This is a genomic window from Geodermatophilus sp. SYSU D00684 (assembly GCF_054050455.1).
Genome location: NZ_JBJGZI010000025.1, coordinates 25,906 through 38,067, shown reverse-complemented (window position 1 = coordinate 38,067; position 12,162 = coordinate 25,906). Strand labels below are relative to the sequence as shown.

At 77.4% G+C, this 12,162-nt stretch carries 14 protein-coding genes and 1 riboswitch; of the genes, 6 read left to right on the top strand and 8 right to left on the bottom strand.

The features are described from left to right. Positions 1–52 precede the first annotated feature (52 nt). The 3 genes from ACI79L_RS17885 to ACI79L_RS17875 are packed head-to-tail and all read right to left on the bottom strand — an operon-like array spanning position 53 to position 3,481. Positions 53–1,279 carry an MFS transporter gene (locus tag ACI79L_RS17885; RefSeq protein WP_456938061.1) on the bottom strand — a complete coding sequence of 409 codons (1,227 nt, stop codon included), beginning with the start codon at positions 1,277–1,279 and terminating at the stop codon, positions 53–55. A gap of 38 nt (positions 1,280–1,317) precedes the next feature. After that, positions 1,318–2,814: a precorrin-2 C(20)-methyltransferase gene (locus ACI79L_RS17880; RefSeq protein WP_456938060.1), complete on the bottom strand. Its 1,497-nt coding sequence runs from the start codon at positions 2,812–2,814 to the stop codon at positions 1,318–1,320. 46 nt (positions 2,815–2,860) lie between these two features. Further along, positions 2,861–3,481 carry a precorrin-8X methylmutase gene (locus ACI79L_RS17875; RefSeq protein WP_456938059.1) on the bottom strand — a complete coding sequence of 207 codons (621 nt, stop codon included), beginning with the start codon at positions 3,479–3,481 and terminating at the stop codon, positions 2,861–2,863. 43 nt (positions 3,482–3,524) lie between these two features. Between ACI79L_RS17875 and ACI79L_RS17870 the strand changes: the two genes are divergently transcribed. Next, positions 3,525–4,703, top strand: coding sequence for a glucose-1-phosphate adenylyltransferase family protein (locus ACI79L_RS17870; RefSeq protein WP_456938058.1), 1,179 nt, complete (start codon positions 3,525–3,527; stop codon positions 4,701–4,703). On the opposite strand, the gene cobG is transcribed toward ACI79L_RS17870, so the two are convergent. The 3 genes from cobG to ACI79L_RS17855 are packed head-to-tail and all read right to left on the bottom strand — an operon-like array spanning position 4,700 to position 7,566. Beyond that, entirely contained in the window at positions 4,700–5,845 is a 1,146-nt protein-coding gene (gene cobG, locus ACI79L_RS17865; RefSeq protein ID WP_456938057.1) for a precorrin-3B synthase, read from the bottom strand. The two genes, ACI79L_RS17870 and cobG, sit on opposite strands and share 4 nt — an antisense overlap. A 13-nt stretch (positions 5,846–5,858) precedes the next feature. Beyond that, on the bottom strand, positions 5,859–6,800 hold the full coding sequence (locus ACI79L_RS17860) for a pyridoxal-phosphate dependent enzyme (RefSeq protein ID WP_456938056.1): 942 nt from the start codon (positions 6,798–6,800) through the stop codon (positions 5,859–5,861). A gap of 19 nt (positions 6,801–6,819) precedes the next feature. Next, a complete protein-coding gene (locus ACI79L_RS17855; RefSeq protein WP_456938055.1) occupies positions 6,820–7,566 on the bottom strand; it encodes a DUF4383 domain-containing protein in 747 nt (248 codons plus the stop codon). 151 nt (positions 7,567–7,717) lie between these two features. On the opposite strand from ACI79L_RS17855, the gene ACI79L_RS17850 reads away from it, so the two are divergent. After that, positions 7,718–8,047 carry a tetratricopeptide repeat protein gene (locus ACI79L_RS17850; protein WP_456929839.1) on the top strand — a complete coding sequence of 110 codons (330 nt, stop codon included), beginning with the start codon at positions 7,718–7,720 and terminating at the stop codon, positions 8,045–8,047. An 86-nt stretch (positions 8,048–8,133) separates the two neighbouring features. Then, entirely contained in the window at positions 8,134–8,472 is a 339-nt protein-coding gene (locus ACI79L_RS17845) for a hypothetical protein (RefSeq protein WP_456938054.1), read from the top strand. Positions 8,473–8,591: 119 nt separating this feature from the next. Here ACI79L_RS17845 and ACI79L_RS17840 read toward each other — a convergent pair whose 3' ends face one another. Together ACI79L_RS17840 and ACI79L_RS17835 are read right to left on the bottom strand one after the other, a co-directional pair. Further along, the gene (locus tag ACI79L_RS17840; RefSeq protein WP_456938053.1) at positions 8,592–9,059 is read right to left on the bottom strand and encodes a nitroreductase family deazaflavin-dependent oxidoreductase; all 468 of its coding nucleotides are present in this window, start codon (positions 9,057–9,059) and stop codon (positions 8,592–8,594) included. After that, entirely contained in the window at positions 9,056–9,763 is a 708-nt protein-coding gene (locus tag ACI79L_RS17835) for a hemerythrin domain-containing protein (protein ID WP_456938052.1), read from the bottom strand. The genes ACI79L_RS17840 and ACI79L_RS17835 overlap by 4 nt, the downstream gene beginning before the upstream one ends. A gap of 59 nt (positions 9,764–9,822) precedes the next feature. Between ACI79L_RS17835 and ACI79L_RS17830 the strand changes: the two genes are divergently transcribed. The 3 genes from ACI79L_RS17830 to ACI79L_RS17820 all read left to right on the top strand — a co-directional run bounded on the left by ACI79L_RS17830 (position 9,823) and on the right by ACI79L_RS17820 (position 11,984). Then, the gene (locus ACI79L_RS17830; RefSeq protein ID WP_456938051.1) at positions 9,823–10,452 is read left to right on the top strand and encodes a TetR/AcrR family transcriptional regulator; all 630 of its coding nucleotides are present in this window, start codon (positions 9,823–9,825) and stop codon (positions 10,450–10,452) included. A 32-nt stretch (positions 10,453–10,484) separates the two neighbouring features. Further along, on the top strand, positions 10,485–10,880 hold the full coding sequence (locus tag ACI79L_RS17825) for a YunG family protein (protein WP_456938050.1): 396 nt from the start codon (positions 10,485–10,487) through the stop codon (positions 10,878–10,880). Between the two features lie 81 nt (positions 10,881–10,961). Next, positions 10,962–11,984 (top strand): iron-siderophore ABC transporter substrate-binding protein, encoded by a 1,023-nt coding sequence (locus tag ACI79L_RS17820; RefSeq protein WP_456938049.1) that lies wholly within the window; start codon positions 10,962–10,964, stop codon positions 11,982–11,984. An 81-nt stretch (positions 11,985–12,065) separates the two neighbouring features. Continuing rightward, a riboswitch (cobalamin riboswitch) is annotated at positions 12,066–12,133 on the top strand. The last annotated feature ends 29 nt before the right edge of the window (positions 12,134–12,162 follow it).

Genomic DNA, 12,162 nt, shown 5'->3' with positions numbered 1-12,162 from the left:
TCTCCCGCCGGGAACCCCGCGTGAGCGCACACCGTCGCCCGGCGGCCGGACCTCAGGCGGCCAGTGGCTCGGACGGCTCGTCGACGGGCAGGGGAGCGGGCGCGCGCCGGTCCGACAGCCGCAGGCCGACCGCCGCGCCCAGCGCCAGCAGGATCACCACGGCGCCGTAGACCTCCGCGACCGGCCGCAGCCCGACCGCGCCCGAGGCGATGCCCGCGGCGATCGCCGGGATGCTGAACGCCAGGTACCCGACGACGAAGACGCTCGACAGCAGCCCCGCGCGGTGGCCGGGCGCGACGCCCGCCGTCACGGTGGCCACGGTGCCGAGGAAGGCGGCGCCGAAGCCCAGGCCGGCCAGCCCGGAGGCGACGAAGAACAACCACAGCGTCCCGGTGACCAGCGCGACCAGCAGGCCGCCGACGGCGACCGCGAACACGACGCAGCCCCCGCCCATCGCCCGGCGCGGCGGCACGTCCCGGGCCAGCACGCCCCCGACGGCGGCCGCACCCTGCATGCAGAGGATGAGCAGGCTGCCGACGAGGTGGCCCGCCACGCCGAACACGCCGGCGGTCAGCGACGGCCCCAGCGACAGCACCAGCCCGCCCATCGCCCAGAGCGCGACCAGGCAGGGGACCCCGACGGCGAACGCGCGCCGCTGCGGCCGCGGCACCTCCACCCGCGGGCGCAGCGAGGCCAGCGCCCCGGGCACCCGCGGGGAGGTCTCGGGCAGCAGCAGGGCCAGCCCCGCGCCCAGCACGAAGGCCACGGTCAGCACGCCGAACACCCACGGCGTCGGCTCCGCGATCCCCTCGATCGCCAGGCCCGCGCCCACCGCGCCCAGCGACAGCCCCAGGCCCGGGGACACGCTGTTGAGCAGCGCGCCCAGCGGGCGTGCCGAGGGGCGCTGCAGGTCGAGCAGCGCCGCGCCGAGCGACCCGGTCAGCGCGCCGGTCGACAGCCCCTGCAGCGTGCGCGCGGCCAGCAGCCAGCCCACGCCGTCGGCGGCGAGGAAGACCGCCATCGCGACCGCCTGCAGCAGCAGCCCGGCGGCGAGCACCGGCCGCCGGCCGACGTGGTCGGACAGGCTGCCGACCACCAGCAGCGCGGCGAGCAGCGCGAAGGCGTAGATGCCGAACACCAGCGTCAGGACGCCGGCGCCGAAGCCGAACTGCTCCTGGTAGACGCGGTACAGCGGGGACGGGACGCCGGAGGCGGCCAGCACCAGCACGAGGAGTCCGGCCACCGACCAGAACGCGACCGGGCGGGGGAGGCGGGGCACGACAGTTGCCAAGGCCACCGATCCGGCCGGCATTCCCGTCAGGACGGGTAGCGGCGCGGCGTGTAGACCTGCCCGGCCGGCGTCACCCGCGTCTGCGAGGACCCGACCAGCAGCAGGCAGCGCATGTCCACCGTCTCCGGGTCCAGGTCCCGCAGCGTCGTCACCCGGACCTCCTCCTCCGGCCCGCCGACGTCGCGGCCGACGACGACCACCGTCTCCGGCTCGCGCACCTCGCGCAGCGCGTCGAGCGCCTTGGCCAGCTGGTGCGGGCGCGCCCTCGACCGCGGGTTGTACAGCGCCAGCACCAGGTCGGCCGCCGCCGCGGAGCGCAGCCGGTCGAGGACGACGTCGAGCGGCTTGAGCACGTCGGAGAGGCTGATGACGGCGAAGTCGTGGCCGAGCGGCGCGCCGACCCGGGACGCCACGGCCTGCGCGGCGGTCAGCCCGGGCAGCACCCGCACGCGGACGCCGGCGTGCTCGGGCTGCGCGGCCACCTCGAGCACCGCGGCGGCCATGGCGAACACGCCCGGGTCGCCGCTGGAGACGACCGCGACCCGCCGTCCGGACCGGGCCAGCCCCAGCGCGTGCGCGGCCCGCTCGGCCTCCACCCGGTTGTCGCTCGGGTGGCGGGTCTGCCGCGGGTTGGCCGGCACCCGGTCCAGGTACGGGCCGTAGCCGACCAGGTCGTCGGCGGCGGCGAGCGCGTCGGCGACCTCGGGCGTCGTCCAGCCGCGGGCGCCGGGGCCGAGGCCCACGACGACCACCTCGCCGGCCCGCGGGGCGGCGTCCGGGAGGTCCGCCGGGCCCGGCGTGGCCCCGGTGAGGGGCGAGGGCAGCAGCGCCAGCGAGAAGTACGGGACGGTCGCGGGGTCGACGTCGGCCAGCGGCAGCGTGCGCTGGCGGTCGGTGGTGGCCCGCTCGACGTAGAGCGCCCGGTCCAGCACGCCGGCGGCCTCGAACGCCTCGCGGACCTGCGGGAACGTCCGGCCGAGCTTCACCACCGCGGCCGAGTCGGTGGTGGCCAGCCACTCGGCCAGCTCGTCGGCGGGCAGCGTGCCGGGCAGCACGGTGAGCACCTCGTCCCGCTCCACCAGCGGCCGCCCGACGACGGCGGCGGCGCCGCTGACGCTGGTCACGCCGGGCACCACCTCGGTCGGGTACCGGTGCGCGAGCCGCTTGTGCATGTGCATGTAGGACCCGTAGAAGAACGGGTCCCCCTCGGCGAGCACGACGACGTCGCGGCCGGCGTCGAGGTGCGCGGCCAGCCGGGCGGCGGCGGCCTCGTAGAACTCGTCGATCGCGCCCTGGTAGCCGCCGGGGTGGTCGGTGCCCTCGGTGGTGACCGGGTAGACCAGCAGCTCCTCGACCTGCCCCTCCCGCAGATAGGGGGCGGCCAGCGCGCGGGCGACCGAGCGGCCGTGCTGCGCGGCGTGGAAGGCGACGACGTCGGCGGCGCCGATCAGCCGGGCGGCCTTGACGGTGACCAGCTCGGGGTCGCCGGGGCCCAGCCCGACCCCGTACAGGCGGCCGCTCACCGGGCGCTCCCGGCGGCAGAAATGGCCATTTCTGACCCCCCTGCGCTCACTCGACGTCGCTCGCGATCGCGTTGACCGCGGCCGCGGTCATGGCGCTGCCGCCCCGCCGGCCGCGGACCACGAGGAACGGCAGGTCGGAGGCCGCCAGCGCCTCCTTGGACTCGGCCGCGCCGATGAAGCCGACCGGGATGCCGAGGACGGCGGCCGGGCGGGGCGCGCCCGCGGCGACTATCTCCAGCAGGTGGAACAGCGCGGTGGGCGCGTTGCCGACGGCGACGACGGCGCCGTCGAGCCGGTCGCGCCACAGCTCCAGCGCGGCGGCGGTGCGGGTGGTGCCGAGCTCCGCGGCCAGCGCCGGCACGCGCGGGTCGCCCAGGGTGCAGACGACGTCGTTGTCCTTCGGCAGCCGGCGGCGGGTGACGCCGGAGGCGACCATCTGCGCGTCGCACAGGACGGGCGCGCCGGCGTCGAGGGCCTCGCGGGCGAGCCGGACGACGTCGGGGCTCGCGGCGACGTCGGCGACCAGGTCGACCTGGCCGCAGGCGTGGATCATCCGGACGACCACCCGCGCGAGGTCCTCGGGCAGGCCGGTGAGGTCCGCCTCGGCGCGGATCGTCGCGAACGACTGCCGGTAGATCTCGGCGCCGTCCTTCTCGTACTCGTACATCGGGCAGGAGGCTACGTCGCGCACGGAGCGGGTAGCCGGGGGCATGGCCCTTCCCCGCCTGCTCGTCCTCGTCCTCGCCGGTGGCGCCGGTGGGCGCCTGCAGCTGCTCACCGAGCACCGCGCCAAGCCCGCCGTCCCGTTCGCCGGGGTGTACCGGCTCATCGACTTCCCGCTGAGCAACTGCCAGCACTCCGGCATCCCCGACGTGTGGGTGTCGATCCAGCAGCACCCCGCGTCGCTGGCCGACCACCTGGCCAACGGCCGGCCGTGGGACCTCGACCGCACCACCGGCGGGCTGATGACGCTGCCGCCGTTCCAGGGCACCGAGCGCGGCGGCTGGAACACCGGGACGGCGAACTCGCTGTGGCGGCAGGCCGAGCTGATCCGCCAGTTCGGCCCGGAGGCGCTGGTCGTGGTCAGCGCGGACGCCGTCTACGAGCTCGACTACCGCGAGGTCGCCGAGGCGCACCTGCAGTCGGGCGCGGAGGTGACGATGGTGACCACCGAGGTCGCCGCCGACGACGCGTCCCGCTACGGCATCGTCGAGGTCGACGGCGACCGGGTGACCGGCTACGCCTACAAGCCCGACGAGCCGGCCACGACCACCGCCACCAACGAGGTGTTCGTCTTCGACCCGGGGCCCACGCTGGACCGGCTGGAGCAGCTGCAGTCGGAGGTCGGCGAGGAGGGGCTCGAGGACCTCGGCACCCACCTGCTGCCGGCGCAGACCCGCGACGGCGGCGCGCGGGCGCACCCGCTGAAGGGCTACTGGCGGGACGTCGGCACCGTCCCGGCGTACTGGGAGGCGCACCAGGAGTTCCTGACCGACGAGCCGCCGATCGACCTCGACGCCCCCGGCTGGCCGATCCACACCCGCGGCGGCCGGCACAGCGCCGCCCGGGTCCTCGACGACGGCCAGATCGAGAACAGCCTGCTGTCCGGCGGCACCCGGGTGTCCGGCAACGTCCGCGGGTCGGTGCTCTCGCCCGGCGTGGTGGTCGAGGCCGGGGCGACCGTCGTCGACTCGGTCCTGCTGCCCGGCGTGCGGGTGCGCTCCGGCGCGACCGTGACCTGCGCGGTGGTCGACGACCGCGTGGACGTCGGCCGCGGCGCCACGGTCGGCGGCGACGGCGACGTCACGCTGGTCGGCCGCGCGGTGTCCGTCCCCGAGGGCACCGAGGTCGCCGCCGGCGCGCGGTACCCGGACCCCGACGACGACTAGCCGGCGCGGTACCCCTCGGGGGTCGCCACGACGTCGAGGACCTCACCGCGGGGGCGGCCGCAGCGGCGCTCGCAGCCGGCCCAGTGCACGCGGACGCCCTCCGGGACGGTGCCGGACGCGACCGCCGCGGCCGCGTCGGCCCGGACGTCGGCCCGCGACTTCGCGCACCCGGGCCGGCCGGCGCACGCGGTGACCCGCGCCCACGGGCTCTCGGCGTCGAACACCACGCCGGTGCGGTACAGGTCGACGGCGGCGTCGTCCACGCGGTCCTCGGCCAGGTCGGGCACGACGACGCTGCGCCACGGGGTCAGCTGCACCTCGCCGGTCACCGACGCGAGCAGGTCGGCCTGGTCGGCGGAGAGCCGGCCGAGCGGGACGACGCCGACCAGCGCGGTGCGCCCGTCGGCCTGCGTCTCCGCGCCGACCGGGCCGGCGTCCGGTGCGGCGGGGACGGCGACCGGCGCGGCCGGGGCGCCGCCCAGCCGCGCCGCCACGCGGGCCGGGCCGTCGTCGAGCTCCGCCAGCCGCCAGGCGGTGCCGCCCTGCGCGGCGCGCTCGGCGAGGAACGCGCGGGTGGCGGCGAGCAGCAGGCCGACGGCGCCGTCGGCGTCCGCGCGCAGCCCGCTGTCCGCCCCGCCGAGCAGCAGCGCGACCGAGGACGGCGACAGCGCCAGCAGGCCGACGTCGCCGCCGAGCCCGGACACGTCGCCGCGGCCGTCGTCCAGCGTCGCCAGGTAGCGGCCCGGCAGCGCGGCGAGCACGGGGTCGGCGCACAGGCCGGCGTCGAGCGCGGCCACCCATGGCCGGGCGTCCAGCAGTCCGCCGGCCCGGCCGGTCAGCGCGCTGGCCAGCACGTTCCGCACCCGCTCGTGCGTCTCGCTGGGCAGGAGGCCCGCGCCGGCGAGCCGGTCGCCGAGCTCCCGCGCGGCGCCGGCGGCCAGCCCGCGCAGCTGCAGGTTGCCCCGGCTGGTCATCTCGAGGGCGCCGTCGCCGAGGTCGCGCGCGGCGGCGGCGAGCACCCGCAGCTGGGCGGCGGTGAGCAGGCCGCCGGGCACCCGCACGCGGGCGAGCTCGCCGTCGGCGGCGGGGTGCGTCTGCAGCGCGCCGGGGCAGGCGTCGGCGCGGGGTCGGGGCGTCGTCATCGCGCCCGCGAGGCTACGACGCGCCCACCACCCCGGCGGCGAGCTCGGCGGCCACCGGGTGCCCGAACAGCCCCGGCAGCCCGCCGGTGTGCACGAACACCGTCCGCTCGCCGGGCCGGACCGAGCCGTCGGCCACCGCGGCGGCCAGCCCGGCCAGCGCCTTGGCGGTGTAGACGGGGTCGAGCAGCAGCCCCTCCGTGCCGGCCGCCGTCCGCAGCGCCGCGACGGCGGGGTCGGTGCGGGCGCCGTAGCCGTCGCCCACCTGGTCGCGGCGCAGCCGCAACCCCGCGGCCGAGCCGCCGAGCGCGGTCACCAGCGCCGCCACCCGCTCGGCCGGGTCGGGCACCGCCCCGGTGTCGACGCCGAGCACGCGCTCGGCGCCGAGCCCGGCCACCAGGCCGGCCATCGTGCCGCCGGAGCCGACCGCGACGACGACGTGCCGGGCGTCGGGCGCCTGCTCCCGCAGCTCGTCCGCGCAGGCCAGGTACCCGCGGGCGCCGGTGGGGGAGGAGCCGCCCAGCGGCAGCACCGCGGGCACCTCGCCGGCGGCCCGCAGCTCGGCGGCGACCTCGGCCACCCGGGCGTCGACGTCGTCCGGGCCGGCGACCACGACGACGCGGGCGCCGAGCGCGCCCTCCAGGGCGAGGTTCCCGGGCCGGTCCGCCGACGGCGTCCCGTGCAGCACCAGCACGGCGCGCAGGCCCAGCCGCGCGGCGGCCGCGGCGGTCGTCCGCGCGTGGTTGCTCTGCACGCCGCCGCTGGTGACCAGGACGGTCGCGCCGTCCCCGGCCGCCTCGGCGACGAGGTGCTCGAGCTTGCGCACCTTGTTGCCGCCGCCGAGGTCGGTCAGGTCGTCGCGCTTGACCGCCAGGTCCCCGGGCCGCAGGCCGAGAGCGGCGGCGAGCCGCGGTGCCGGGTCGAGCGGGGTGGGCCAGTGCGCCAGGCGGACGGTCACCCCCGCATCGTGCCGGGGGTCAGGCGTCCCGGCGGGCCCGGTCGAAGGACATCCACACCTCGCGGCGCTCCTTGCGGCTGGTCACCTGCGCCATCGCGGCGACCCGGCGGCGCTGGTCGAAGGAGGCCACGTGCTGGACGACGGCGACCTCGGCGTCGCGCATCGCCCGCTCGGCGGCGAACTCGGCCGGCGTCGACGGGTACTCGTCGGCCGGGACCGGCGGCACCTCGTCCCGCTCGCGGGCGTACGGGCTGTCCGGCGGCAGGTTGCCGCTCACCCGGCCGTAGGCGCCGAGCAGCAGCAGCACCAGGCCCGCGGCGACGGAGAAGCCGACGTTGCTCAGCCGGAAGGCGAGGAGGTTCAGCCCGGTGTTGAGCACCGCCAGGTTCGCGAACGCCGACACCAGGAACAGCACGCCGATGACGATCATGACCGTCGAGGCGGTGCGGGGGCTGCGGAAGGCGGCGACGACCAGCACGACCGCGGTGACCAGCGAGATCACCGACAGCAGGCCGTTGGACGACATGCCGAGGATGCGCTGGCCCTCGGTGGAGAAGAAGGCCAGGCCGTTGGCCAGGCCCAGGACGCCGAAGACGGCGATGATCCCCGCGACGACGAACGCCCCGGTGCGCTGGACGGCGTAGACGCGGTTGCCGGACGCGGACCCGCGCCCGGGGCGCCGCGCGTCGTCGGTGCGCGGGGTGGGGTCGGCGGCGCCGGTCCGTGCGCGGTCGGCCGTCCGGTGACGGTGCAGCGACAGGGCCATGGTCGTGCTCCTCGGGTCGGTGGTGCTGACATCCGTTGTTCCCAATCCGGTCGTGTCCGGATGCACCTGGTTCCGGACCTTCTCGTCCCCGCGCCGGCCGGGCGTGTCGTGATCTCGGGAAGAGCGGGCGCCGCGCCGTCGTTCCGCCGGCGTGACCCAGCCGTTCTCCCCCGACCTGCACTCGGAGTTCCTCCGCGCCGACCTCTTCCTCTCCATGGGGCAGCCGATCGAGGCCGCCCGCCTGCTCGAGCCGCTCGTCGAGGCCGAGCCGGGCAACGAGGCCGCCCTCGAGCTGCTGGCCCGCAGCTACTTCGGCTCGGCCCAGCTGCAGCGCGCGGAGACGGCGCTGCGCCGGCTGGTCGACCTCGCGCCGGCCAACGGGTGGGCCCGCCGCGCGCTGGCCCGCACGCTGGAGCGGCAGAGCCGCCGCGACGAGGCCGTCGCCCACCACCGCGTCGCCGACGCCCTGGGCGCCGCCTGACCGCTCCGGACCGAGGGGGCCTCCGGGCCCGTGCCGCGAGCCGGTGGTCTCTCGCGGCATGGGCCCGGACCCCGCAGGCTCCGTCGGTGACCCGCGATCGCGTGCTCGCCGGCCTCGGGGCGGCCGGGGCGGCGGTCGTCGTCCACGGCCGGTGGGTGCGCCCCCGGCTCCTGCGGTGGGGTGCCACCGACGAGGAGGTCACCGGCCCCTTCCCGGGCGCCGGGCTGGTGCCCGGCGGCGAGCGGTCGGGCGCCATGGCCGTCACGGTCGACGCACCTCCGGAGCGGGTGTGGCCCTGGCTGGTCCAGATGGGCTGGGACCGCGGGCTGGTACTCCTGGGGCCACCTGGACAACGCCGGGCGCCCGAGCGCGCAGGAGGTCCACCCGGAGTGGCAGGACCTCGCCGGCTCGTCGTCAGCGGCTAGCAGGTCGTGCGCCCGCGGTGGCTCGAGCGCGCCGCCCTCTACTGGCTGTGTCCCCCCGTCGTCTGGCTCGTGCAGGCCCGCATGCTCGCCGTGCTGCGGCGGAACGTGGAGCGGACGGCTCAGCCGCCCGCCGGGGACAGGCGCACCAGCGCGATCCGGCGGGACACCCTCGCCTGGTAGGCGTCGTAGGTCCCGCAGTTGGCCATGAGCGCCGCCCACAGCCGCGGCCGGTCGGCGTCGCCCACCTCGCTCGCGGTGACCGCCCACCGCCGGCCGCGCACCTCGACCTCCCCGCGCGGGTCGGCCTGCAGGTTCAGCCACCACTGCGGCTCGGCGTCGATGCCGCCGTTGGACGCCGCCACCACCAGGTCCCGGCCGTCGCGCACGTGCAGCAGCGGGGTGGTGCGCGGCTGCCCGGTGCGCCGGCCCCGGCAGGTCACCAGGACGACGTCGCCGCCGCGGAAGCGGTTGCCGACCCGCCCGCCGGTGCGCCGCAGCAGCGCGGTGTGCAGGGCCGCCACGTGCCGGGACAGCACCGTGGCCGCGCGGTCGGCGCGGGACAGGGCGGTGCCCGTCGTCGCGGTCACCGGGCGGTCCCGAACAGCCGCGCGTCGCGCCGGGCGGCGCGCCGGCCGGCGAACCGGGCGACGGCGAGCAGCGCCGGGTGCGGCACCGGCAGGCGGTCGACGGCCTCGTCCGGGATGGCCGACACGGTCCAGCCCAGCGCGCCCAGGACCTCGGTCGGGCGGTACTCCTCGGCGAAGACCTCGCGGTCGAGGCGGTCCCAGTCCTCCGGCGTCAGGTGCCGCTGCACCTGGGTCATCCCGTCGCTCTCCTCGTGGGCGAGGTGGGCGCCCAGCCCGTCGCGCAGCGCGACGGTCCGGTGGGCGAGCTCGTCCCGGGTGGCGGCGTCGCCCCGGCCGGCGGCCAGTGCCTCGAGCCCCGCGGCGACCGCGGCCAGCGCCGGGTCGATGCCCGCGTGCTCGGCCTCCAGGGCGTCGAGGACGGCGCGGTCGGCGCCGCGCTCGGCCAGCAGCGGCCACAGTCCCGCGTCCTCGCCGGAGTGGTGCTTGTGCAGGTAGGAGCCGAACTGGGCGAAGCGGCGGGCCAGCCGCCGCCACCGCCGCCGGTCCGTCACGGGCACCGTGGGGACGACGGCGGCGAACGCGTCGAGGTCCCGGCGGAAGGCGCGGTGCATGACGTACATGGCGGCCAGGTCGACCGGGCCGTCGGGCGCGGCGGCCTGACCCTCGAGGCGGAGCTGGACGGGGAGCGGCGGGGCAGCGGTCACGGGGACCCCTTTCGGGTTGAGTGACGATAAATCGAATGGCGGCACGGTAAGGTGGACCCGTGGTCGAGGGCAAGAGGGTCTACCGCTCCGCGCTGCGGGCCGAGCAGGCGCAGCGCACGCGGGTGCAGGTGCTGGAGGCCGCGACCCGCTGCTTCGTCGAGCGCGGCTACGCGGCGACGACGATGCGCGACGTCGCCGCGGCCGCCGGGGTCTCGGTGCCGACCGTGTTCGCGCAGGGTGGGAAGGCGGCGGTGCTGCTCGCGTGCGTCGACCGGGCGCTCGTCGGCTCCGACGACGAGCGCCCCGTCCGCGAGCTGGGCCCCTTCGCCGAGCTGCTCGCCGCGCCGGACCGGGCCGGTCGGCTGGCGGCGCTGCACCGGCTGGCGCTGCAGACGACCGCCGCCACGCTCCCGGTGCAGGACGTCTTCGCCGCCGCGGCCGCGGTCGATCCGGAGGTCGGGGCCGCGTACGCCGACTACGAGCGACGGCGACGCGCGGACATGACCGCGCTGGTCGAGGCCTTCGCCGGCGACCTGCGCGCCGACCTCGACGTCGGGTCCGCCGTCGACGTCGTGTGGTCGGTGTTCTCCCCGCAGACGCAGTCCCGGCTGGTCCGCGGCTGCGGCTGGCCCCCGGAGCGGTACGCCGACTGGCTGCCCCGCGCGGTGGAGCGGCTGCTGCTGCGCTGACGGTGTCGGTGCCCGGTGGCAGGGTGCCGCCCGTGCCCACGCTCGACGAGGTGACCGCCGCCGTGCGCGCCGCCTGGTGCCGGGAGACCTGCGACGACAGCGACCTCGCCGACTGGACGCCGGGCAACCCCGCGCGCGGCCAGTGCGGCGCCACCGCGCTCACGGTGCACGACCTGCTCGGCGGCGAGCTGCTCCTGGCCGAGGTGCGCCGGACCGACGGCTCCCGGCAGGGCGTGCACTGGTGGAACCGGCTGCCCGGCGGCCGCGAGGTCGACCTCACCCGCGGGCAGTTCGCCCCGCACGAGGTCGTGGGGGAGCCGCGGGTCGTCGTCCGGCCGCCCGGCCTGCCCGGGTACGACCGCGCGCAGTACCTCCGGCTGCGCGCCGCCGTGCTGGACGCCCTCGGCTGGACCCCGGAACGGACGTGACCGGACGGAAACGGGGTGCGAGAGCCAGCTAAGGGGAGGCTAACCTCACCGCGAGACGATCACCGAGGTCAGGAGCCGACCGTGCCGCACCACCCCGTCCCCACCCGTCTGCGGCGCGCGTCGCTGACCGCGGCCGCCGCCGTCCTCGCGGCCGGGCTGACCGCCTGCGGCGGGACCACCGACGACGAGTCCGCGGCCTCGGTCGCCGAGGGCGGCGACGGCGCCTTCCCGGTCACCATCGAGAACAGGTTCGGCACCACCGAGATCCCCGCCGAGCCGCAGCGCGTGGTCACCGTCGGCTTCAACGACCAGGACTTCGTGCTGGCCCTGGGCGTGACCCCGGTCGGCGAGCGCGAGCTCCTCGGGGACTACGACGCCGCGACCCGCCCCTGGGCGCGGGAGCAGTCGCCGGACGAGGAGATCCCCACCGTGGGCGGCGAGGAGATCGATCTCGAGGCCGTCGCCGCGCTCGAGCCCGACCTCATCGTCGGCGTCTACTCCTTCATGGACGAGACGGTCTACGAGCAGCTCTCCGGCATCGCGCCGACCCTCGCGCAGACCGACGACCACGCCGACGGCGCCACCCCGTGGCAGGAGCAGACCCTCCTCATCGGGCAGGCGCTGGGCCGCGGGGACGAGGCACAGCAGCTCGTCGACGACGTCGAGGGCCGGTTCCAGCAGGCGATCGACGAGAACCCCGGCTTCGCCGGCCGCTCGCTCGCCGTGGACCTGACCGGCGTCGGCTCCGGCCACTACCTGCTCGGCGCGGACGACCTGCGCACCCAGTTCTTCACCGACCTCGGCTTCACCGTCCCCGACACCAGCACCGACGTCAGCCAGGAGCGGCTGGACCTCCTGGACGCGGACGTGCTGGCGGTGAACGGGTACGACCAGGCGGACGCCGACGCGGATCCGCTGTTCTCCGCCCTCGACGTGGTGACACAGGGCCGCACGGTCCTGCTCGGCGGCTACTCCGGCGACGTGTCCGCCGCGCTCGGCTTCGGCAGCCCGCTCTCGCTGCCCTACCTGCTGGACGAGGTGGTGCCGGCCCTGGCCGCCGCCGCCGACGGCGACCCGTCCACCGCGGTGCCGGTCCTCGGTTGAGGCCCGCGCTCCGCCCCCGGCCACGCGGCCGGGGGCAGGGGCGTGCGGGCGGTACCGTCTCCCCATCACGGCAGTGCGTGCAGGAAGCCGGTGCGAGCCCGGCGCGGTCCCGCCACTGTGACCCCGGGTGCTCGGGGGAGCCAGACACTCCGGCTGCCGTGCCCGACGACCCGGGGCG

Bases quoted from the DNA above. Each gene is read 5' to 3' on its own strand.
- ACI79L_RS17875 (WP_456938059.1), bottom strand. From the start codon at position 3,481: ATGTACGAGTACGAGAAGGACGGCGCCGAGATCTACCGGCAGTCGTTC.
- ACI79L_RS17870 (WP_456938058.1), top strand. From the start codon at position 3,525: ATGGCCCTTCCCCGCCTGCTCGTCCTCGTCCTCGCCGGTGGCGCCGGT.
- cobG (WP_456938057.1), bottom strand. From the start codon at position 5,845: ATGACGACGCCCCGACCCCGCGCCGACGCCTGCCCCGGCGCGCTGCAG.
- ACI79L_RS17855 (WP_456938055.1), bottom strand. From the start codon at position 7,566: ATGGCCCTGTCGCTGCACCGTCACCGGACGGCCGACCGCGCACGGACC.